This is a genomic window from Bradyrhizobium sp. 41S5 (assembly GCF_011516665.3).
GTDB classification, from domain to species: domain Bacteria; phylum Pseudomonadota; class Alphaproteobacteria; order Rhizobiales; family Xanthobacteraceae; genus Bradyrhizobium; species Bradyrhizobium quebecense.
On sequence record NZ_CP083721.1, the window covers coordinates 5,558,585 to 5,579,108 of the forward strand.

The window sequence follows — 20,524 nt, forward strand, 5'->3', positions numbered from 1 at the left end:
GTCGGAATCCGCTTTCGATGTTCGTTTGGGCGCCCTGCGCGCCCCTCGCATGTGTGCGAGAGGCGGCTTCGTTGCGGGAAGCCGGCCGCCGGCGCCGCACGCCGACGGCCTTCGTCAGCCCCCGTCAGCTCTTCTCGACCAGGCCCTTCTCGGTGCAGGACTGCCCGGGATAGGCCGCGTAAGGCACCGGCTTCAGCCAATCCTTGGCCTCGACGAGAATCTCGAACTGGCCGTTCGACTTCGCCTGCGCGATCTTGGGCCACAGCCAGGTGTGCAGGTTCTCCGGCTCGATCCGGACCTTGCCCTGCGGCGCGATCACTTCCTGGCCCTTGACCGCGTCGCGGATGTTCGGCGGCGTGAGGTCGCTGGTCGCAAGCTTCTCGACCGCCTGCTTGAACAGATAGGTCTGGAAGTAGCAGGCCTCAGAGACGAAATGCGTCACTTTGTCGGCGCCCCAGCGCTTCTTGTAGGCCTCGACGAATTTCTCGTTCTCGGGCGACTTGTGCACCATGAAGTACGGCGCCGAGGTGAAGTGACCGGCGGCGGCTTCTCCGCCCATCGCCGCGACCTCGTTCTCGGAGGTCGTCAGGCTCGCCATCGGCATCTTCTCGGGATCGAGGCCGGCAGCCTTGTACTGACGATGCAGTGCGACCACGGAATCGCCGACCACGGTGGAGAAGATCACGTTCGGCTGCGTCGAGCGGATCTTGTTGATGACGGAAGAGAATTCGGAATGGCCGAGTGGCACATATTCTTCCGCCACGACCTCGCCGCCGAGCTTCTCGAGTAGCTTCTTGCAGTAGTTGTTCTCTTCCTTCGGATAGATGTAGTTGGAGCCGATCAGATAGAACTTCTTGCCGAACTTCTTGACCAGCCAGGGCACGAACTCGTCCTGCTGCTGGTTCGGCACCGCGCCGGTGTAGATCACGTTCTTCGAGCACTCGCGGCCTTCATAGAGCGTCGGATACCAATAGAGGTTGTTCTGCCGCTCGAAGACCGGGAGTACCGCCTTGCGGCTCGCCGACGTATAGGAGCCGAACACGCTGACGCATTTGTCGCCGACGACGAGCTTGCGGGCCTTCTCCGAGAACGTCGCCGGATCCGACGCGGGATCCTCGACGATCGGCACGATCTTGCTACCCTTGATGCCGCCGGCGGCATTGATCTCCTCGATCGCAAGCAGCGTCGCCTTGTTGAGCGATTCCTCGATGATCGCGGTCGTTCCCGTCAGCGAGAACAGCACGCCGACCTTGATCTCGCCGCCCGCGGCGTACGCGAGGTCGGCGTTCTTGATCCAGATATGCGGCAGTCCGGCTCCGGCAAATGCGCCAAGCGCCGCGGTATTCCTCAGCAAAGTCCGCCGTGAAATGCTCATCCCTAGCTCCCTTCAGGACTGAAAAAACAAAAAGCCCTCCCGATGCGCGCTTACGCGAGCATTGGGAGGGCTTTGTTGCCGGTTGTGTCGAAGGCGGCGCTGTCGCCGCCGGCCCCGCTATTGGGGCTTACTGTTGATGATCGTAGCCAAGCAGTTCGAACGAGTCAACAATCGCCGCGGCGACTGCGCTTGCCGACACGCGACGATCCATCGCCTGTCGTCTGATGAAGCCATAGGCTTCGGTTTCCGGCATCTGCCGCGTCGCCATCAGGATGGCCTTGGCGCGTTCCACCGTGCGCATCGAGCGCAGATTGTCGTCGAGCTTCTCGATCTTGCTGCGAAGCCGCCGTTCGTAGCTGAACTGGCTGCGCGCCAGCACGAGGCTGGACAACACTGCATTCTGCGTGAACGGCCGCGGCAGAACGGCGTTTGGCGTCGCATGACACAACGCATCGGCATGAACCGTTTCCGTCGCCGGCAGGATCACGACCAGCGCGGAACGCGCATCGCCTGGAATCCACGGCAAGCGCCGTGCCAGATCCGGCGAATATTCGCAGTACACCACGTCGGCATCGGCCGGCACGCTCTCCGGCATCGGCCAGACCTGGCGCACCCGCATCCTGAATCGCTGCAATTCGCGCAGCAACATGCCGACCTGATCGTCGACCGGCGCGACCACGACAGCCGACAGATCGGCAAGTTCCTGAACCATGGTCTTGCGTCCGCCGACGTCTCGGCTCAGCTGCGGCTTACGCGACTGCTCGCTCATTGGACGCTTCCTGTTTGCGTTGCACGACCATACCCGATCAGGAACGGATCCGCATGCACCGGCTCCTTCGACTGGCTGACCACGTCGAACTGCCCCTGGCGGTTGGCGCGTCCGATGCGTGTCCACAGATCGGTATGACCCGACATCGGGTTGACGGTGACGGCACCTTGCGGTGCATCAAAGCTGGTGCCGAACACCATCGAGCGCAGCACTTCGGTGTCGAGCGAATTGACCTGCTCGAGCGCTTTCGCAAACAGATGCAGCTGGAAATAGGATGACTCGGCGCACATGTTGGTCGAGATGTCGGCGCCGAACCGCTTCTTGAAGCGCTGCACAAACGCGTTGTTGGCGCTGCCCTCGACGCCCTGGAAGTAGGATGCCGCGGTGACGTGTCCTTCGCCGACGTCGAAGCCCATGGCAGCGATTTCGGCTTCCGTCGTGGTCAGGCTGGCGATCGGCACTTGCTTTGGATCGAGCCCGACATTCGCGTAGGCCTGATACAGGAAGACCGTGCCTTCCCCCACGACGGTCGAGAAGATCACGTCGGGCCGGACCCGCTTGATGTCCTGGATGATCGGGACAAAGTCCTGCCAGCGCGCGTAGACATTGACGTAGCGCTCGCCCACGACCGAGCCGCCATTGCTCTTCAGCAGTTCCCGCATCACCCGGTTCGACTCGCGCGGATAGATGTAGTCCGACCCCACGAAATAGAATCGTGTTCCGAACGTATCCATCAGATAGCGGCACAGCGCGAGGCTGTTCTGATTCGGCGAGGCGCCGGTGTAGATGACGTTCGGCGACGCCTCGAAACCCTCATAGAGCGTCGGGTACCACAGCAGGCCGTTCAGCCGTTCGACCACCGGCAGCACCGCCTTGCGGCTCGACGAGGTGTAGCAGCCGAATATAGTGCTGACCTGATCCTCCACCATCAACCGTTTGGCGTAGTGGCCATAGGCGGCCGAGTCCGAGCCGGGGTCGTAGGCGACGGGAACCAGTTCGCGGCCGCAGACCCCGCCTCCCTCGTTCACCTCCTCGATCGCAAGCTGCGTGCCCTGATACTGGGTCTCCTCGATCACCGACATGAAGCCGGTTCGCGAGAACAGCACTCCTATCCGCCATGGAGCGGAGGTCGCTTGGGTAGGGTTCGACATGATCAGGCCCTCGACAGAATTGGAGGGACGAGAGGGATTATTGTTCTTGTTGCTCTCGAACAGCATTGCCGGGGGCGGAAGATTGCATGTCATCTGCCGCGAGACAAGGACCCTCGAAGCTCATCCTGTCGGCGAGCTGACGCGAAACCAGGCAAACCGGATGTCACCCGCGACGGAGCACAGGTGCAGCGATCCACGGGCCATCTATCTCCGGTAGACGCGCGATCGATTGCCCGTATCGAGCGCAGGGATCGATAGTAACTCCGGGGAAACCTACGCTCGGCGCCATTGCAGCAAGGAGTAGGGTGGATCCGACTCCGGGTGATGCTCGAAGATCCCTTCGACATCGGTTCCGATTGCAACCGCCTGTTCGGGATCGCCGAGCAGATTGCCGACCATGCGAATGCCGCCGGCCTGCGGCAGTTCGACCAGCACCGCGATGTAAGGTCCATGCCCTTTCAGCGCCGCATGCGACGGATGCCAGGCGCGTTCCCAGCTGAAGATGCGGCCGCGCGGCGCGACCTCGGTCCATGCCGGGTCGAAAGCGTGACAGCGGTGGCAGAGCCATTCGGGTCCGAACTGCCACGTGGCGCAGCGGCCGCAGCGTTGCACCAGCAGCTTGCCCTGACGCAATCCTTCCCAATAAGGCGCAGACAGGCCGTCAGGTTCTGCGACCGGGATCGGCAGACCTGCCGGGAGATAGCGCGCGCTCGGGTTGCTCATAAGGTGGCCTCCGAACCCAAGATGAGGTTGCTCGCGGGAGAGACCATCGGACCTCCGATGACCATTGCGACGTCGCCGCGTCGAGCCTGGTTCGCCGAGGTGCCGCGCACCTGGCGAACCGCTTCCAGCACGAGCTCAAAACCGTGCATGTAGCATTCGGCGAGGTTACCGCCGCTGGTGTTGAGCGGCAGCCGCCCGGACGGCGCGATCAGGTTCTCGAAGGTCAGGAAGTCGTTGGCCTCCTCCGGCTTGAAGAAGCCGTGCTCCGCCAGCGCCATCACGACACCGCCGGTGAAATTCTCATACGCCTGGACCACGCCGACATCGGACGGCCCTACTCCGGCCATCCGGTAAAGGTCGGGCGCGACGGTGTCGAAGCTCGCCGTGGCGTAGAGCGGCGCATTGTGCGCCGTCGCCGCCGCGCGATGTCCGGACCCGGAGGCCGCGCCAAGCAGATAGGCCGGCTTGTGGCGGAATTCTGCGGCGCGCTCTGCCGATACCAGCAACAATACCGCCGCGCCGTCATTTTCCATGCAGCAATCGTAGAGATGGAAGGGCTCCACGATCCAGCGCGAGGCATCGTATTTCTCGATATCCAGCGGCTTGCCGTGCATCACGGCACGCGGGTTGGCCTGGGCATGGTGATAGGAGGCGAGCGCAATCGCGCGCAACGCCTCCTGCCGAACGCCATGCTCGTGCATGTAGCGCTGCACCCGCATGGCAAAACGCTGCGGCGGCGCCAGCACGCCATAAGGCATCAGATAGGACCGCTCGCCCGAAACCGTGTGGATCCCGCCCGCCTGTCCAAACCGGCCATATTGGCCCTGCGCCAACGAGCGGAACACCACGACACAATCGGCGAGGCCCGCGACGATCGAGGCCGCCGCATTGGCAACCGCAGCACAGCAACCGCCGCCGCCGCCCCCCCATTGCATGGTCGCGGAGCGCAATCGATGCGTCCCCAGCGCCGCGGCCAGCCGCGAGGCCTCGCTGCGATCGTCGCTGTAGGATGAGAAGCCGTCGATCTCGCGCGGATCAAGCCCGGCGTCCTCGCAAGCCGCCAGAATGGCTTTCAGCGCGAGCTTGAATTCCGGATCGGGAGAAGCGCCGTGGCGATAATAATCCGTTTCACCGATCCCGATGACAGCCACACGGGCCCGCAGCGTCCGCTCGTCTCGCGCGCGCGCCGTCACGACTTGTCATCCTGTCGCGCGGGCCGGCTGCCGAAAGCCCCGCCTGCGGCGAGGCGCGCAATCTCCGCCTCGTCGTAGTCGAGCAACTCACGCAGGACATTCTCGGTGTGCTGCCCAACGGCTGGTGCCGCAACGGGATCAACGATCGGCGTCCGCGAATAGCGGATCGGCAGGTTCACGTTCGGCACCCAACCCAGCGTCTCGTGCGGGATCCGAGTGACGATCCCGCGCTCCCTTGCCTCCGGGGAACGGATCGCCTCGCCGACGGTGCGCACCTGACCGCAGGGCACCCCGGCCGCCCGCATCCGCGACTGCCAGTGCGACCAGGGCTGCCGGGCAAAGGCGTCGCCAAGAATCGCAAACAACTCCTCGCGCCGGCGGATCCGATCGGGGCCGGTTGCATAGATCTCGGCCGCCGCGAGATCTTCGCGATCGAGAACCTGCGCCATCAAACGCTGGAAGATCTTGTCGTTGCCGCAGTTGATATAGAAGGCACAATCGCTGGCCAGGAACACACCCGACGGACACGTATCCGGACTGGTATTGCCGCTTCGCTTCGGATCGGCGCCGCTGAACAACGACTGCATGGTCGCGTAGCCGGTCATCAGGACGGCATTCTCGAACAACGACACCTCGATAGCCTGGCCCTGCCCGCTGCGTTCCCGCGCGAACAGTGCGCCGAGGATTGCATTGCTTGCCATCATCGCGGTGCTGATATCCATCACCGGCGACAATGCCCGCACGCCCTCGCGGTCGGCATAGCCGTTCATCGAGACGAAGCCGCTCTCGACCTGCGCGATCGGATCGAAGCCAAGCCGGTCCGAAAATGCCCCCTCTCGGCCATACGCCGACACCGAGCAATAGACGATCTCGGGCTTGATCTTGCGGCAGCTCTCGTAGTCGAGCCCCAGCCGAGTCATCACATCAGCCGAAAAATTCTCGACCACGACGTCGGCCTTCGCGATCAGCTCGCGCGCGACCTTCAGGCCCTCGGGGGACTTGAGATCGAGGGCGACGCTACGCTTGTTGCGGTTGGTCCAGAGAAACGGCGCGCCGTGCCCGAGATCGGGATGCACCGGGGGATAGCGGCGCAAATCGTCACCGCGGCCCGGCGCTTCGATCTTGATCACCTCGGCGCCCATGTCGGCGAGGATCATGGTCGCAAACGGTCCCGCGATGAAATGCGAGAAATCGATCACCCGGACCCCCTCGAGCGCCCTTGGCGCATCGACGGGGCGCGGCGTGTGCTCGGGGAAGTCGGCTTCAAGCTGATCCAGCATCGGGAGGTCCGTCAGTTTGAGAAGGGTTGGTCCGAGGGGCGCGGCGGTCGTCGTCAATTGCTCTTCGGCGGCTCGACGAGCGAGCATCCGCCCTGGTCGAGCGGCCGAAACGCCTCCGGCCCTGTGAGCACGCCGACCTGCTCCAGCAGGTCCCACTTGCTCTTCGACGCATTCGGGTTCTTCACTTTGAAGATGTACATGTTGTGAATGGCACGGCCGTCCGCGCGCACCACGACCGGCCCGAACAAGGCGTCATCGATCGGCTTTTCCTTCAGCTTCTGGATCACGGCCGGCGCGTCATTGGTTCCCGCCGCCAGTGCTGCGTTCAGATAGGCCAACACGGAGGAGTAGACGCCGGCGTGGAAGGCGGTCGGCGATTGCCCGTGCTGACGCGCGCTGAAGCTGGCCGACCAGGCACGGCTGGCATCGTTCAGGTCCCAATAGAACGGCTGGGTGATGATCAGCCCCTCGCCGACCGCAAGGCCGCTGGACTCGACATCGTTGATGGTGGTCAACAGCGCCGCGAAGGTGCGTCCGCTCTGCTTCAGCCCGAACTCGGCGGATTGCTTGATCAGGCTGACCGTGTCGCCGCCGGCGGTCGCGAACGCGATCACGTCGGCGCCGGAGCTCTCGGCCTGCAGGATGAACGACGCATAGTCCGCATTGTTGATCGGCACATTGACCGACCCGAGAACGGTGCCGCCGCCGGCGCCGATCACGGCCGTCCCGTCGCGCACCATCGACTTGCCGAGCGCATTGTCGGTCGCGATGAAGTACCATTTCTTGCCGCCGTGACGCACGAGATAGGCACCGATGGTGTGCGAGGCCGCCCAGGTGTCGAAGGTCCACTGGATGGTGTTGGGCGAGCAGTATTTTCCGGTCAGGTCCGAGGACGCAGCGCTCGATGCAATCAGCGCCGCCCTGGTGCCGCGCAAGACCTCGTTGACAGCGAGCCCGACGGCCGAGTTCGGCACGTCGGCGACCGCATCGACCTTCTCCTGGTCGATCCAGCGGCGCGCGATTGCGGCGCCGACATCCGCCTTGTTCTGGTGGTCGGCCGAGACGATCTCGACCTTGAAGTCGGGATGCAGCCGCATGAAGTCCTCGGCCGCCATCTTGGCCGCCGTCACCGACCCCTCGCCGGCATTGTCCGAATATGGGCCGGACGCGTCGTTGAGCACGCCGATCTTCAGGGAGCGCGCGGCGTCCGCCGACGCCGGCGAGGTAGCGCAAACGGCCAGCAGCGACAGCGCGAGAATGCGAGAGAGATAGTTCACTTGTTTCCACCCATCTTGTGTAGTTGTTTTCAGAGATCGAGCACGAGCATGCCGGATTTGGCGCCCGAGCAGCAGATCATCACGCTGCGGTTCGTCGCCTGCTCTTCCTCGCTCAGGAACTGATCGCGATGATCCGGTATGCCTTCGAGCACGCGCGTCTCGCAGGTGCCGCAGACTCCCTCGGTGCAGGCGTAGTTCGCGGCGATCCCGGCATCCAGCAGCGCATCTAGGATCGTCTTGCCAGGCTCGACCGCAATCGTGCGGCTGCTCCGCGCGAGCCTGACCTCGAAGCCGCCCTCGGTGGCCGGCGCTTCCCGCGCCTTGAAATACTCAACATGCACGTGATCGGACGGCCGATCGGCCGTCGCCGCCTCGAATGCCGCGAGCATGGGCACCGGACCGCAGCAATAGAGATGCGCCCGCGCCGGCGCGTTTCCGACAATCGCCGGCAGATCGAACAGACGCCCCGACCGCTCATCGTCGAAATCGACATGCATCCTTGAGCGAAGATCGGATCGGAATGCGTCGAGCTCGTCGAGGAATGCGGCGGCGGCCCGCGTTCTCGCGGCGTAGAACAGCTCCCAGCGACGTCCGAGCGCCTCCAGACGCCGGATCATCGACAGCAATGGCGTGATGCCGATGCCGCCGGCGATCAGGACCGAATGCTCCGCCTCTTCGTGAAGCGCGAAATTGTTGCGCGGCCGGGAGATCGTCATGATGTCCCCGACCTTCACGGCGTCGTGGACGAAGCTGGAGCCGCCCCGGCTCTCAGCATCCTTGTTGACCGCGATCACATACCGGTGCCGCTCGCGCTGGTCGTTGACCAGCGAGTAGCTGCGGATCATGCCGTTGGGCAGATGCAGGTCGATATGGCTGCCGGCCGTGAACGGCGTCAGCTCTCCGCCTCTACGCGCGATCAGCTCATAGGAATTGATCCGCTCGGTCTCGTAGCCGATGCGCTTGACCAGCACGTCCTGCGTCACGTCAGCCATGGCGGGATGCGCTCACAGCTCGTAGCCGAAATCGGCGCCGAGCTTCGCCCGCATGAACGGCGCGCCGACATCGACCCATGAATCCTCCGGCGGCAGCCGCAGCGACACCGCCCGCACCATGAACACGTCGGGGTCCAGGACACCCTTGGGCTTGATGGCGTGATCGCGATAGGCGCCGAGCGCTTCCAGAATGAAGCGCCGCGTCATCGCGATGCCGGTATCGCTGGAGCAGAGCGTCTCCCTGGTGCGATCGAAGATCGGCGAGACGCCGCTCTGACAGGCGCCGTCCTGCACCCAGAGCCCCGGCAGGCCTGAGAACCAGGTGGTGCGCTGCGCCTCGTAGTCGAATTGAAAGCCGTTCTGCGGATTGTATTTGGTCCAGTAGCCTGCATACGGAACCGTCACCGGGTGCTGGAGCAGCGCGTGGCGGCTGGCATGGCCACTCTCGCGGCCCTTGTGTCCTTCGGCGAAGACCTGCCGCGTCTTCTCCAGCAGCGGCTTCGACGGATGATAGGAGAACATGATGCAGAGCGTGTTCTCGTCATCGATCGGCACCCAGGCGTGTCCGCTCAGATCCGGGAACGGAGACAGCGGCGGCACCAGCGTATAGAACGGCAGCAGGAACTGGTTGACGCGCCAGTACAGCGTGTTGGCATCGTAATTGCGCCGCGCGGCGATGCTCATGCCGAAGTCCTGCTTGATGCATTCGAAGGTCGGCCGCAGGTCGCGTTTCTGGATCCAGGCGCTCGTCGTGCCCTGGGCGTCCAGCCGACCGTGCAGTAGCGGGGCGTGCGCCGAGTCGATCTCGCCCTCGACCGCCTGCAGCCAGTTGCACTCCTGGACGCGAACCGAGATGTGCACCTGCTCGGCCGGCACCAGATTCCATTCGAGGTTCGGCAGCGGCGGAAGCTCGGTCTGGTCGGGACCCATATGGGTCCAGATCATCCCGTTGCGCTCCTTGCAGGGATAGGCCTTGATCCGCACCCGCTCCTTGAGGCGGCTGCGCACCGGCTCGGCCGGCATGTCCGTCACCGCGCCGGTGACGTCGAATTTCCAGCCGTGGTAGACGCAGCGCAGCCCGCAATCCTCGTTTCGCGCGAAGATCAGCGGCGCGCCGCGATGCGGACAGGCCTGGTCGACCAACCCGATGCGGCCTTCTGAATCCCGAAAGGCAACCAGATCCTCGCCGAGCAGCCGGATGCGCTTCGGCTGTCCGTCCTTGGCGAGATCCGCCGACGGCAGGAAGGGAATCCAGTACAGCCGAAAGAGATCGCCGAGCGGCGTGCCCTTGCCGACCCTCACCAGGCGTTCATTGTCTTCGCGCGACAGCATGCGTTGCCTCCTTCAACTGCGGGTGGTCGGACCGGTCGCGTTGCCCAACAGCGCGGCGACGCGGTCGGAAAGCCCGAGGTCCTGTGCGGTCCAAAGCGGATCGGATGCGGCGAGCGGATCGCGTGGAATGGGAGGTTGCTTGCCTTCCTCCACCAGGCCGACGATCAGCTCGATGCGCCGCCGCTCGAGCGCCCTGAGCGCGTCCTCGACGACGGCCGCCTCAGCCGTGCATCCCGGCAGCTCCGGATAGGCGAGACGAACCCGCCAATGTCCCGGCTCGGTTTCGACCGCCTCGGCCTCAAGCAGATAGGGAATCGACAGCAGCTCGCGCAGGTCCAACAGCAACCTCCCTGAACGACGTCTTCGCGTCGCATGTGATACGTATACGTACTATATTGTCAAATGCCTGACAAGAGCCCAAGAGGATTGCATCGTGCCGGAACAGCCTGGCCGCGGTTCACCGCAGGGTTGAGCACGTCAGGCCAAGCTGCTACGGGCTAACGCGAATTCGTGAAATCGGAGTCCAACGACGGCATGGCAGCCGACAAGGCAAAGAAGACCAGCTCGGCCGCAGACGTCGCGCGCGACTGGCAACTCGAAGGCGGCGTCGGATTTCTGCTGCGGCTGCTGGAGGCTCGCTACGACGGGCTCTATCAAAGCATGACGCGCCAGAGCGACATCACGCCGCGGCAGTTCGGCGTGCTGATGGCGCTGTACCAATTGGGTCCTCTCACCCCCTCGGTGCTGGCGGAACGGATCAGTTGCGACCGCAATACACTCAGCGAGATGCTGAAGCGGATGGTTGCACGCCGGCTGGTTTCAAAGAAGAACAATCCGGACGACCGCCGCTCGCTCCAGGTGCAGATCACTGCCAAGGGAGAGGAAGCGCTTCTTGCCGTCATCCCCGCGGCGGCCGAGCTGCAAAACATCATGCTGGCTCCCCTGCGCAAGGAAGACCGCGCGCATTTCCTGAAATGCCTGCTGGCGATCGCGAAGGCTCCGCCGCCGGACGCTCCGTCCGATACCTGAGACCGCCGGCGTCCGGCTGCCTAAGCCTGCGCCCTGCCAAACGTGCCTGCAGCCGCGAGCGCCGCGATTGCGTCCGGCGACAATCCCAAGATCCGCGACAGCACATCGTCGCGCTGCGCGCCAATCCCGGGAACTTGGCTTCCGATCGACGTATCGGCCCCGGACATCTGCCATGGCGCATTGACGCCGACGAATTCGCCGGCGCCATCCGAGACCGTCCCAAATACGCCCCGTTGACGCAGATGGGCATCGGTCAGCGCCGCGCCCGGCGTCCGGTACTCGGCGCAGGGAACGCCGGCACGATCCAGCGCCGCGATGCATTCAGCGACGGTGTGGCGCTCGGTCCATTGCTCGATCACCTGCATCATGGCGGTCCAGTTGGCACCACGCGCCGGAATGGTCGCAAAGCGCGGATCGTTTGCCAGTTCGTCCTGCCCCGTCACCTCACATAGCGCCGCAAAATTGCGCGGCGTGACCGGGGCGATCAGGATATCACCATCGCGCGTGCGGACCGGCCCATAGGTCGGACGCGGCGAGCGGATCGGGAATTGCGCTTCCTGAAGCTCGTAGACCAGCAGGTTGAGCATGCAATCCATCAACGCCACATCGACGCGCTGCCCCTTCCCGGTGCGTTCGCGCTGGACCATCGCGGTCTGGATCGCGGAATAGCCGAAGATGCCGCCGAGGATGTCGGCGACAAAAATGGCTCCCGCCGCGGGACGCTCCCGGTCGCCGGCATAGCGCATCAGCGAGGTATCGAATCCGCTCTCGGCGTGCACGATCATCGCGTAAGCGGCCCGCTCGGCGGCGGGACCCGACTGGCCATAGCCCGAGATCGAGCAATAGATCAGGCGCGGGTTGATTTCGCGAAGCGCCTCGTAGCCAAGGCCGAGGCGGTCCATGACGCCCGGGCGGAAATTCTCGACGAGAATGTCCGCCTCCGCGACCATGCGATGCACGAGCTTGATGGAATCGGCGTTCTTCAGGTCCAGCGCCAGGCTGCGCTTGCCGGCATTGAGCTGGCCGAAATAGGTGCTGTGGCCGTCGCGCAGCGGCGTCCGCAGCCGCATGTCGTCGCCTTCCGGCGGCTCGATCTTGATCACCTCGGCACCGACGTCGGCGAGCAGCCGCGCGCAATAGGGCCCCGCCACCATGATGGAAAAGTCCAGCACCCGCACCCCGGCGAGCGGTGCCCTGTCGCCATCCTTCTGCATCCGATCTCTCCTATCTCGGCAGCCCGAGCGCACGTTGTGCGATCAAGCTGCGCTGAATCTCATTGGTCCCGATGCTGATGACCCACATCAGCGAATGCCGCAGGTTCTGCTCGAAGCGGCCATTGTCGATCGCGCCCGGCATCTGTTCGGACAGCGCGGCGCGCATGCCGAGAATGTCGAGCGCGGCCTCGCCGAAGCGCTCCATCAGCTCTCCGGAAAACACCTTGCTGATCGCGCCATATTCCGGCGGCGTCATGCCGTCGGCGGCAAGCTCGGCACAATGCATCATCAATAGACGGCCGATCTCGATCTCGGATGCCAGGGTCGCCATCCTGTCGCGAACGATGGGATCATCGGCCAGAGACCGCTCACCTTGTCTCGCCATCACATGCAAACGCAGCTGTTCGAAGACGTGCGCGACCTTCAGGACGATCCCGCCACCAACCAGCCCTCGCTCGAAGGCGAGCGCGCCGGTCAGCACCTTCCAGCCGCCATTGACCTCGCCAACCAAATTCTTGGCGGGAATGCGGACGTTGTCGTAGAAGATGTTGGCAAACGTGCCATCATACATCGTTGCCGACGGACGTATCGAGATGCCCGGTGCATCCATCGGCACGATGAACATGCTGATGCCGGCATGCGGCGGCCTCGCGTCCCTGTCGGTCCGGGCAGCGAGGAACATGTATTTGCCCCACCAGGTGGTGGTCCAGATCTTCTGGCCGTTGATCACCCAGTGATCGCCATCCCTGATCGCACTGGTGCGCAGCGCCGCGAGGTCCGAGCCCGCCTGCGGTTCGCTGTAGCCCATGCCGTGCATGGCTTCGCCGCGCAGGATCTCCGGAAGATACTTTTGCTGCTGCTCTGCCGTGCCGAACATCATCAACGCGTTGGCCTGGATCGCCGCACCGATCCGCGGTGCCTCGCCTCGCTCCATCGTCTCCATGAAGGCGATCTGCTCCAGTGGAGAGCGCGCCTGGCCGCCGAACTGCTCCGGCCATCCGAGGCCAATCCATCCGGTCTCGCCGATATTTCGGGCGAAGCTCGCATCGAACTCGCGCTTGGCGAACGGCCTCTGGTCGAACGCCTGCTTTGTGTCTCCGGTCCAGTTCTGCGTGAGCCAGAGCCGGATCTGCTCGCGAAACGCATTTCCGGCGGACCCGAGGTCGTATTGCGGCAACCCGGCGCCACCCGCATCCAACAGTCGCGCGGCAAGTCTGCACTTCGCATCCGAGGCGCCGCCGAGCGCGATCGTATCGAGGTGCACGCGCTTGAAATGGATCGGCACCTCGTGCTCCTCGGCATAGCCGATCGCACCGAATGTATGCTGGGTCTCCAGCGAGACCTGCCGCAGCGCATTGCCGGAGAACGCCGATGCGCAATCGGCGAAGTAGCGCCAGTCGTCGTCGCCGCCATCGTGCAGTCTGGCGGCATGCTCGAGGATCAGCCTGACGCCTTCGAGGGCGATCAGGCAGTTGGCCAGCTTGTGCTGGATCGCCTGGAACTTGCCGATCGGTTGTCCGAACTGCTGCCGTTCCTTGGCGTAGTCCACGGCCAGCTCAAACGCGCGCCGCGCCGCGCCGTAAGCGCGCGCGGTCAACGCCGCCTTGCCCTTGATGCGGAGATCTTCCAGATCGACCATCCCGACGGGAATGCACGTGAGCGGCGTTGCGTTCAGCCTGACCTCGGAGAGTCCCCACGCCCCCATCGCGCGGGTCGCGACGCATTCGACACCGGATCCGGCAAAATCGATCAGCGCAAGATGGGCTTGATCGAGCGCGACCAGAAGATGCGTGGCGGTTTCCGCAGCCTCGACGAAGCGGAGCACGCCCGTTGCCTTGAGGTCCGTGACCTCGATCGAACCCGCCCCCGGATCGCGATCCAGCGCCCCGAACGAGAAGGCGAAGATCGCCTTCCCGGAATGCAGCCGCTCCAGGAGATCCACCACGACGCCAACCTGCGATCCAGCGATCGCAAGATTGGCGAGCGCCGCAGACCACATCGGCGCCGGACACTCGGCGCGGCCGAGCTCCGCCATGACGACAAGAATCTCGGCGAGCCCGCCTTCGCCGCCCTCCGCACCGAGCGCGGCGACGCCCTGCCCGACCAGCTTGCGCCAGATCGCCGACACCTCGTCCGGCGAGGACGACGCCGTTGCGCAGCGCGGACGCCAATGCTCATCCAGGAAGCCGCGCAAGGAGTCGCGCAGCATCCCCGCGACATCGTCATTCGACGCTTCGGGCGCCATCATTGCAACCCGCGCTAAGCCTGGCCGAACCTGGGCTTGCGCTTCTCCTTGAACGACATCGTCGCCTCCTTGTGGTCCGCGGTCTCGAACGTCACCTGCTCCAGCGCCATCGAGGCCTCCAGCAGCATGTTCACGCGCTCCTTGACGATCTGGTTGATCGACAGCTTGGTCCAGCGAATGGCCCAGGTCGGACCGTTGGCGAGTTCGACCGCGATCTCGCGGGCCTTGGCCAACACCTCCGCGCGCGGCGCGACATGATTGACCAGCCCGATCCGCTCTGCCTCCTTGCCCTTCAGCAGCGTGCCGCGGATCAGGAATTCCTTGGCCTTGTTGATGCCGACCAGCAGCGGCCAGATCACCGTGCCGCCGTCGCCCGCGACCAGACCGACGCGCGAGACGTGGGTGTCGCCGATCCGCGCATCTTCCGCCATCACGGTGATGTCGCAAAGCAGCGCATGGGTCGCTGCAAGGCCGATGGCGTCGCCGTTGATCGCCGCGATGATCGGCTTGTCGAGCTCGAGCTGGCGGGTGACGCCGCGGCGGCTGATCATGGGATCGTGCACCTCGCCCTCCTCGAGCACGTCGCCGCCCGGCCGCTCAGACATCGCCTTCACGTCACCGCCGACGCTGAAGAAGTCGCCGGCGCCGGTCAGGACCACGGCATTGACGGCGTGATCGTCGGCGAGGTCGTCCCAGATCGTCCGCAGCTCGCGGATCAGCTTCTGATTGATGGCATTGCGCGCCTGCGGGCGATTCAAGGTCACGGTCGCGACCTTGTCCGCGACCTCGACCGTCAGGCATTCATACTTGGCGTAATTGGACACGTTTGCCTCCATTGTTGTTGCTGTTTGAGTGTTGATCTATTCGCCGGCGCTGCGCGCTACCGGCGCAGTCCGGGTTGCACGTCGGCCAATGCGACATGAAGCGACATCGCTCCCGGATCCTGCTCCAGCATGCGCTGCACGGATTCCAGGTGCGTCCGCAGCAGCCGGCTCGCCAGCGCCACGTCTCGCTCGCTCAGCGCCGCCAGGAACTGGCGCCGCTTCTCGGCGAGCCGCGCCATCGCGACCCCGCTGGAAGCGACCTTGGCGTAGACAAAGCGCATGTGGATCTCGGTGACCGAGTCCACGATCATCGCGATCACCTTGTTGCCGGTCGAGGCCGCGAGCAACTTGTAGAACTCGCGCGAGCATTCGACCCGATCGAGCAGCCGGCCTTCCTTCGTGGCGAGCTCCGTTCGCTCGATATTGGCTTCCAGCGCATCGAGGTCGGCCCGCCGTGCATTTGCGCACGCCAGCTGCACCACGAGGTCGAGGACGTGGACCCGCGCTTCCGACAATTCCCGCACCGAGATCGTCCCGAGGCTCAGCATGTCGCGCATGACCTCGTTCATGCGGCGGGTGTCGCCTTGCTGGATGAAGGCGCCGCCCTTGACGCCCTTCTGCAGCCGCAACACGCCGGCCATCTCCAGGCTGCGCAGCGCCTCCCGCAGCACGTTGCGGCTGACCCCAAGCTGTTGGGCCAGCTCGCGCTCGGCCGGCAGCTTGTCGCCGGGCTTCAGCACGCCGAGCGCCAGCTGCTCGCGAATGCGCTCGCAGATCTCCTCGAACGTCCGCCTGGTGTGAATCGGCTTGAATGTCGGCGCGGCCGCGGAGCCGGCCGCACGGAGATCGGTGGCCCGCTCGCGCCGGTTCGGCGAGGCGGTGCGGGGGCGCTGCGGCGCGCGAGGGCTTGACTTGGTGCTCATGCGGTGAATTATTAAATGGATCACCCATTCAATGGAAGCCCCTTTTTGGCTTCCGGCAAAGAAAACAGACGGGGAGCCCGTATGAGTTTTTCCGAGGAGCAGGTCGCCTTCCGCGACAACGTGCGCAGGATGGTCGCAAGGCATGTGGCGCCGATTGCCGCCGAAATCGACGAGACCGACCGCTTCCCGCTCGAACTGGTCAAGCTGTTCGGCGAGATGGGATTGATGCAGCTCTGGGTGCCGGAGCGCTACGGCGGCCCGAACGGCAACCTCACCATGGCCTGCATCGCGCGCGAGGAAATCTCGAAGGTCTCGCCTGCCTGCGCATCGATCGCGGCGCTCAACACCATGTTCATCATGCCGCTGCTGCATTTCGGCTCGGAGGAGCAGCGCCAGAAATATTTGCCGATCATCGCCCAGGGCGGTGTGGTCACGGCGATCGCGATCTCGGAGCCGCAGGCCGGCTCCGACGTCGCCGCGCTCAACACCCGCGCCCGGAAGGACGGCGACAGCTATGTCCTCAACGGCCGCAAGCAATGGTGCAGCTACGGCGTCGTCGCCGACTACATCGTGGTGATGGCGCGGACCAGTGACGGCGCCGGCGCGGACGGAATCAGCGCCTTCATCGTCGAGCCGAAGAAGATGCCCGGCACTACGTTCGGCCGCCATGAGCGCAAGATGGGCTTTCGCGGCGCCCCCAATACCCCGATCTTCTTCGACAATGTCCGGGTGCCGGCCGAAAACCTCGTCGGCGAGGAAGGCAAGGGTTTTCGCGCGTCGATGCGCGCGCTCGACCTCAACCGCCCGACCATCGGCGCACAGTCGGTTGGCCTCGCCCAGGGCGCGCTCGATGCGTGCATCGCCTACGCCAAGGAACGCAAGCAGTTCAAGAAGCCGATCGCCGAATTCCAGGGCGTGCAGTTCATGCTCGCCGACATGGCGATGCAGATCGAGGCGGCCCGTGCGCTGGTCTACGAATGCGCCCGTGCTGGCGATGCCGGCGACTGGAAGCGCCTCAACGTGCTTGCCAGCATGGCCAAATGCGTCGGCAGCGACATGGCCATGAAGGTGACGACCGACGCGGTACAGATCTTCGGCGGCTACGGCTACACCATGGACTACCCGGTCGAACGCATGATGCGCGACGCCAAGCTGACCCAGATCTTCGAAGGCACCAACCAGATCCAGCGCGTGGTGATCGCCCGCGAGCTGCTGCGCTAGCGCAGATCGATTGCAACAAGAAACGAATTACAGGGAGAACGACCTTGAACCACATCATCGACCGGGCGTTGGCGGCCGTCGCGCTGTCGGCCCTGCTGGCGGCGCCTGCCTACGCGCAAAAAGCCTATGGACCCGGCGCCAGCGATACCGAGATCAAACTCGGCCAATCGACGCCGCTGAGCGGCCCCGCCTCCGCCTTCGGCGCCGGCGCCGGGCGCGCCGTGGTCGGCTATTTCGAGATGCTGAATGCGAAGGGCGGCATCAATGGCCGCAAGATCAACTTCACCCAGCTCGACAACGCCTACAGCGCGCCGAAGGCGGTCGAGCAATCCCGCAAGCTGATCGAGGATGTCGGCATCTTGGCCGAGGTCGGCACGATCGGCACCGCGCCCAACGTCGCGATCCAGAAATACCTGAACGGCAAGCAGGTGCCGCAGCTCTTCATCACGGCCGGCGGACGCCGCTTCAACGATCCCAAGACGTTCCCATGGACGATCCCGCTCTATCCGGACTTCGAAACCGAAGGCCGCGTTATCGCCAAGTACATCCTGAGCACAAAGCCCGACGCCAGGATCGGCGTGCTCTACCAGAATGACGACTACGGCAAGGACTATCTCAAGGGCCTGCGCGCCGGTCTCGGTCCGAAGGCCGAGCTGATCGTGGCCCAGGCCTCCTACGAACTTGCCGACCCGACGATCGACTCGCAGATCGTCCAGCTGAAGGCCGCCGGCGTCGATACGCTGATCGAGCAGTCGTCGTCGAAGGCCGCCGCGCAATCGATCCGCAAGGTCTACGAGCTCGGCTGGAAACCGCTGCACGTGATCGGCGGCTCCACGGCATCGGTCGAAACCATCCTGAAGCCCGCGGGCCTCGAGGCATCGAAGGGGCTGGTCACCACCCAATTCCTCAAGCAGCCCGGCGACCCGGCGTGGGCCAATGACGACGAGGTCAAGGCCTACAAGGATTTCCTGAAGACGTACGCAGCTTCGGCAAACCCGGACGACTATTCCGTGCTGGTTGCCTATATGAACGTGCACGCCGTGGAGCTGGCCTTGCGCAAATGCGGCGACGACCTGACCCGCGAAAACCTGATCAAGCAGGCGACGTCGCTGCACGGCGAGCGGCTGCCGATGATGCTGCCGGGCGTCTCGATCAGCACCCGGCCCGGCGACTACACGCCGTTCAGGACCTTGCGGATCGCGACGTTCGATGGCGAGAGCTGGTCGCTGACCGGCGAGCCGCTGTCGGCCGACTGAGCCGGATTGGCGAGAACCGTCATCGGCGGCTTCTCGCCAAGGTCAACTCACGCGCGCCGGCTCGGCAGATCGAGGCCATTGGCCTGGGCGCATTCGATCGCCGTTTCATAGCCGGCGTCGGCGTGGCGCATGACCCCCGTCGCCGGGTCGTTCCACAGCACCCGCTCGAGCCGGCGCGCCGCCTCCGGCGTTCCATCCGCCACGATGACCATGCCGGCGTGCTGCGAATAGCCGATGCCGACGCCGCCGCCGTGGTGCAGCGACACCCAGGTGGCGCCGCTCGCACAGTTGAGTAGCGCGTTGAGCAACGGCCAATCGGACACCGCATCTGAGCCGTCGCGCATCGCCTCGGTCTCGCGGTTCGGGCTCGCCACCGAGCCGCTGTCGAGGTGATCGCGGCCGATCACGATCGGTGCCTTGAGTTCGCCGCGCGCGACCATTTCGTTGAAGGCAAGGCCAAGCCGATCGCGGTCGCCGAGCCCGACCCAGCAAATCCGCGCCGGCAGCCCCTGAAACTTGATGCGCGCCTTCGCCATGTCGAGCCAGTTGTGCAAATGGCCATCGTTGGGCATCAGCTCCTTGACCTTGGCATCGGTCTTGAAGATGTCCTCGGGATCGCCGGACAACGCCGCCCAGCGGAACGGCCCCACGCCGCGGCAGAACAGCGGACGGATATAGGCCGGAACGAAACCCGGAAAGTCGAACGCCTGCTTCAGGCCCATGTCCTTGGCCATCTGGCGGATGTTGTTGCCGTAGTCGAGCGTCGGGATTCCCTGCGCGTGGAAATCCAGCATGGCCTGGACGTGATCGACCATCGAGCTCTTGGCCGCCGTCTCGACCGCCTTCGGATCGGCGGCGCGCCGGGCCTCCCATTCGGCGAGCGTCCATCCCTTGGGCAGATAGCCGTTGATCGGATCGTGCGCGCTGGTCTGGTCGGTCACGATGTCCGGCCGGACATCGCGGCGCACCAGTTCGGGAAAGATCTCGGCCGCATTGCCGAGCAGGCCGACCGACACCGGCTTATGGGTCTTGGCCGCGTCGGCAATGATCGCCAGCGCTTCATCGAGCGTCGTCGCCTGCCGGTCGAGGTACCCCGTGCGCAGCCGCATCTCGATGCGGCTCGGCTGGCACTCGACGGCGAGCATCGAGGCGCCGGCCATGGTCGCGGCTAGCGGCTGGGCGCCGCCCATGCCGCCGAGGCCGGCCGTGAGGATCCATTTGCCGGCGAGGCTCCCGCCATAGTGCCGGCGGCCGACCTCGACAAACGTCTCGTAGGTCCCCTGCACGATGCCCTGGCTGCCGATGTAAATCCACGAGCCTGCCGTCATCTGGCCGAACATCATCAGGCCCTGGCGATCGAGTTCGTTGAAATGGTCGAGCGTCGCCCAATGCGGCACAAGGTTCGAGTTCGCGATCAGGACCCGCGGCGCATCCGCATGGGTGCGGAAAATCCCGACCGGCTTGCCGGATTGGACCAGCAGCGTCTGGTCGCCTTCGAGCTTACGCAAGGAGGCGGCAATCCGGTCAAAGCTCTCCCAGTCGCGCGCCGCGCGGCCGATGCCGCCATAGACCACAAGCTCGCTCGGCCGCTCGGCGACATCAGGATCGAGATTGTTCATCAGCATGCGCAGCGGCGCTTCCGTCAGCCAGCTCTTTGCGCTGATCTCGGTGCCGCGGGGCGCGCGGATGATGCGTTCGTTATCCAGTCGGCGGTTCATGA

Annotated in this window: 18 protein-coding genes; 3 read left to right on the forward strand and 15 right to left on the reverse strand. The window is 64.7% G+C overall.

What is annotated here, in order from left to right:
- Positions 1–124: 124 nt before the first annotated feature.
- From HAP47_RS27030 to HAP47_RS27075, 10 genes are all read right to left on the reverse strand, one after another.
- Complete coding sequence (locus HAP47_RS27030; protein ID WP_173641995.1) at positions 125–1,375, reverse strand: transporter substrate-binding domain-containing protein; 1,251 nt, start codon at positions 1,373–1,375, stop codon at positions 125–127.
- 127 nt (positions 1,376–1,502) lie between these two features.
- Positions 1,503–2,144: an ANTAR domain-containing response regulator gene (locus HAP47_RS27035; RefSeq protein ID WP_173641994.1), complete on the reverse strand. Its 642-nt coding sequence runs from the start codon at positions 2,142–2,144 to the stop codon at positions 1,503–1,505.
- Positions 2,141–3,295: a transporter substrate-binding domain-containing protein gene (locus HAP47_RS27040; protein ID WP_210285348.1), complete on the reverse strand. Its 1,155-nt coding sequence runs from the start codon at positions 3,293–3,295 to the stop codon at positions 2,141–2,143. Before HAP47_RS27040 ends, HAP47_RS27035 begins: the two co-directional genes overlap by 4 nt.
- A gap of 273 nt (positions 3,296–3,568) precedes the next feature.
- The gene (locus tag HAP47_RS27045) at positions 3,569–4,018 is read right to left on the reverse strand and encodes a Zn-ribbon domain-containing OB-fold protein (protein WP_173641992.1); all 450 of its coding nucleotides are present in this window, start codon (positions 4,016–4,018) and stop codon (positions 3,569–3,571) included.
- Positions 4,015–5,211: a thiolase C-terminal domain-containing protein gene (locus HAP47_RS27050; protein ID WP_173641991.1), complete on the reverse strand. Its 1,197-nt coding sequence runs from the start codon at positions 5,209–5,211 to the stop codon at positions 4,015–4,017. Before HAP47_RS27050 ends, HAP47_RS27045 begins: the two co-directional genes overlap by 4 nt.
- Positions 5,208–6,491 carry a CaiB/BaiF CoA transferase family protein gene (locus tag HAP47_RS27055; protein WP_173641990.1) on the reverse strand — a complete coding sequence of 428 codons (1,284 nt, stop codon included), beginning with the start codon at positions 6,489–6,491 and terminating at the stop codon, positions 5,208–5,210. Before HAP47_RS27055 ends, HAP47_RS27050 begins: the two co-directional genes overlap by 4 nt.
- 53 nt (positions 6,492–6,544) lie before the next feature.
- On the reverse strand, positions 6,545–7,768 hold the full coding sequence (locus tag HAP47_RS27060; protein WP_173641989.1) for an ABC transporter substrate-binding protein: 1,224 nt from the start codon (positions 7,766–7,768) through the stop codon (positions 6,545–6,547).
- 29 nt (positions 7,769–7,797) lie between these two features.
- Complete coding sequence (locus HAP47_RS27065) at positions 7,798–8,760, reverse strand: PDR/VanB family oxidoreductase (RefSeq protein ID WP_173641988.1); 963 nt, start codon at positions 8,758–8,760, stop codon at positions 7,798–7,800.
- A gap of 12 nt (positions 8,761–8,772) precedes the next feature.
- Entirely contained in the window at positions 8,773–10,092 is a 1,320-nt protein-coding gene (locus HAP47_RS27070) for a Rieske 2Fe-2S domain-containing protein (protein ID WP_173641987.1), read from the reverse strand.
- A 12-nt stretch (positions 10,093–10,104) separates the two neighbouring features.
- Positions 10,105–10,431 carry a hypothetical protein gene (locus tag HAP47_RS27075; RefSeq protein ID WP_173641986.1) on the reverse strand — a complete coding sequence of 109 codons (327 nt, stop codon included), beginning with the start codon at positions 10,429–10,431 and terminating at the stop codon, positions 10,105–10,107.
- 171 nt (positions 10,432–10,602) lie between these two features.
- Between HAP47_RS27075 and HAP47_RS27080 the strand changes: the two genes are divergently transcribed.
- The gene (locus HAP47_RS27080) at positions 10,603–11,121 is read left to right on the forward strand and encodes a MarR family winged helix-turn-helix transcriptional regulator (protein WP_231168411.1); all 519 of its coding nucleotides are present in this window, start codon (positions 10,603–10,605) and stop codon (positions 11,119–11,121) included.
- Positions 11,122–11,141: 20 nt separating this feature from the next.
- Here the strand turns inward: HAP47_RS27080 and HAP47_RS27085 are convergent, their stop codons facing one another.
- From HAP47_RS27085 to HAP47_RS27100, 4 genes are read right to left on the reverse strand one after another with little or no spacing between them, the layout of a single operon-like run.
- On the reverse strand, positions 11,142–12,335 hold the full coding sequence (locus HAP47_RS27085) for a CaiB/BaiF CoA transferase family protein (RefSeq protein ID WP_173641985.1): 1,194 nt from the start codon (positions 12,333–12,335) through the stop codon (positions 11,142–11,144).
- Between the two features lie 10 nt (positions 12,336–12,345).
- Positions 12,346–14,583: an acyl-CoA dehydrogenase family protein gene (locus tag HAP47_RS27090; RefSeq protein ID WP_173641984.1), complete on the reverse strand. Its 2,238-nt coding sequence runs from the start codon at positions 14,581–14,583 to the stop codon at positions 12,346–12,348.
- A gap of 11 nt (positions 14,584–14,594) precedes the next feature.
- The gene (locus HAP47_RS27095; protein ID WP_224924346.1) at positions 14,595–15,404 is read right to left on the reverse strand and encodes an enoyl-CoA hydratase/isomerase family protein; all 810 of its coding nucleotides are present in this window, start codon (positions 15,402–15,404) and stop codon (positions 14,595–14,597) included.
- Positions 15,405–15,460: 56 nt separating this feature from the next.
- Positions 15,461–16,327 carry a FadR/GntR family transcriptional regulator gene (locus tag HAP47_RS27100; protein ID WP_173641982.1) on the reverse strand — a complete coding sequence of 289 codons (867 nt, stop codon included), beginning with the start codon at positions 16,325–16,327 and terminating at the stop codon, positions 15,461–15,463.
- An 81-nt stretch (positions 16,328–16,408) separates the two neighbouring features.
- Here HAP47_RS27100 and HAP47_RS27105 point away from each other — a divergent pair, with 81 nt between their 5' ends.
- Both HAP47_RS27105 and HAP47_RS27110 read left to right on the forward strand, forming a co-directional pair.
- Positions 16,409–17,548: an acyl-CoA dehydrogenase family protein gene (locus tag HAP47_RS27105; RefSeq protein WP_173641981.1), complete on the forward strand. Its 1,140-nt coding sequence runs from the start codon at positions 16,409–16,411 to the stop codon at positions 17,546–17,548.
- Positions 17,549–17,601: 53 nt separating this feature from the next.
- A complete protein-coding gene (locus HAP47_RS27110) occupies positions 17,602–18,804 on the forward strand; it encodes an ABC transporter substrate-binding protein (RefSeq protein WP_231169005.1) in 1,203 nt (400 codons plus the stop codon).
- 47 nt (positions 18,805–18,851) lie between these two features.
- Here HAP47_RS27110 and hutU read toward each other — a convergent pair whose 3' ends face one another.
- Positions 18,852–20,522, reverse strand: coding sequence for a urocanate hydratase (hutU, locus tag HAP47_RS27115; RefSeq protein WP_173641979.1), 1,671 nt, complete (start codon positions 20,520–20,522; stop codon positions 18,852–18,854).
- Positions 20,523–20,524 lie beyond the last annotated feature (2 nt).

What these genes read in the sequence shown, in the direction of transcription:
- HAP47_RS27100 (WP_173641982.1), bottom strand. Translation starts at nt 16,327, where the DNA reads ATGAGCACCAAGTCAAGCCCTCGCGCGCCGCAGCGCCCCCGCACCGCC.
- HAP47_RS27105 (WP_173641981.1), top strand. Translation starts at nt 16,409, where the DNA reads ATGAGTTTTTCCGAGGAGCAGGTCGCCTTCCGCGACAACGTGCGCAGG.
- HAP47_RS27035 (WP_173641994.1), bottom strand. Translation starts at nt 2,144, where the DNA reads ATGAGCGAGCAGTCGCGTAAGCCGCAGCTGAGCCGAGACGTCGGCGGA.
- hutU (WP_173641979.1), bottom strand. Translation starts at nt 20,522, where the DNA reads ATGAACCGCCGACTGGATAACGAACGCATCATCCGCGCGCCCCGCGGC.
- HAP47_RS27090 (WP_173641984.1), bottom strand. Translation starts at nt 14,583, where the DNA reads ATGATGGCGCCCGAAGCGTCGAATGACGATGTCGCGGGGATGCTGCGC.
- HAP47_RS27030 (WP_173641995.1), bottom strand. Translation starts at nt 1,375, where the DNA reads ATGAGCATTTCACGGCGGACTTTGCTGAGGAATACCGCGGCGCTTGGC.
- HAP47_RS27045 (WP_173641992.1), bottom strand. Translation starts at nt 4,018, where the DNA reads ATGAGCAACCCGAGCGCGCGCTATCTCCCGGCAGGTCTGCCGATCCCG.
- HAP47_RS27055 (WP_173641990.1), bottom strand. Translation starts at nt 6,491, where the DNA reads ATGCTGGATCAGCTTGAAGCCGACTTCCCCGAGCACACGCCGCGCCCC.
- HAP47_RS27070 (WP_173641987.1), bottom strand. Translation starts at nt 10,092, where the DNA reads ATGCTGTCGCGCGAAGACAATGAACGCCTGGTGAGGGTCGGCAAGGGC.
- HAP47_RS27085 (WP_173641985.1), bottom strand. Translation starts at nt 12,335, where the DNA reads ATGCAGAAGGATGGCGACAGGGCACCGCTCGCCGGGGTGCGGGTGCTG.
- HAP47_RS27040 (WP_210285348.1), bottom strand. Translation starts at nt 3,295, where the DNA reads ATGTCGAACCCTACCCAAGCGACCTCCGCTCCATGGCGGATAGGAGTG.
- HAP47_RS27065 (WP_173641988.1), bottom strand. Translation starts at nt 8,760, where the DNA reads ATGGCTGACGTGACGCAGGACGTGCTGGTCAAGCGCATCGGCTACGAG.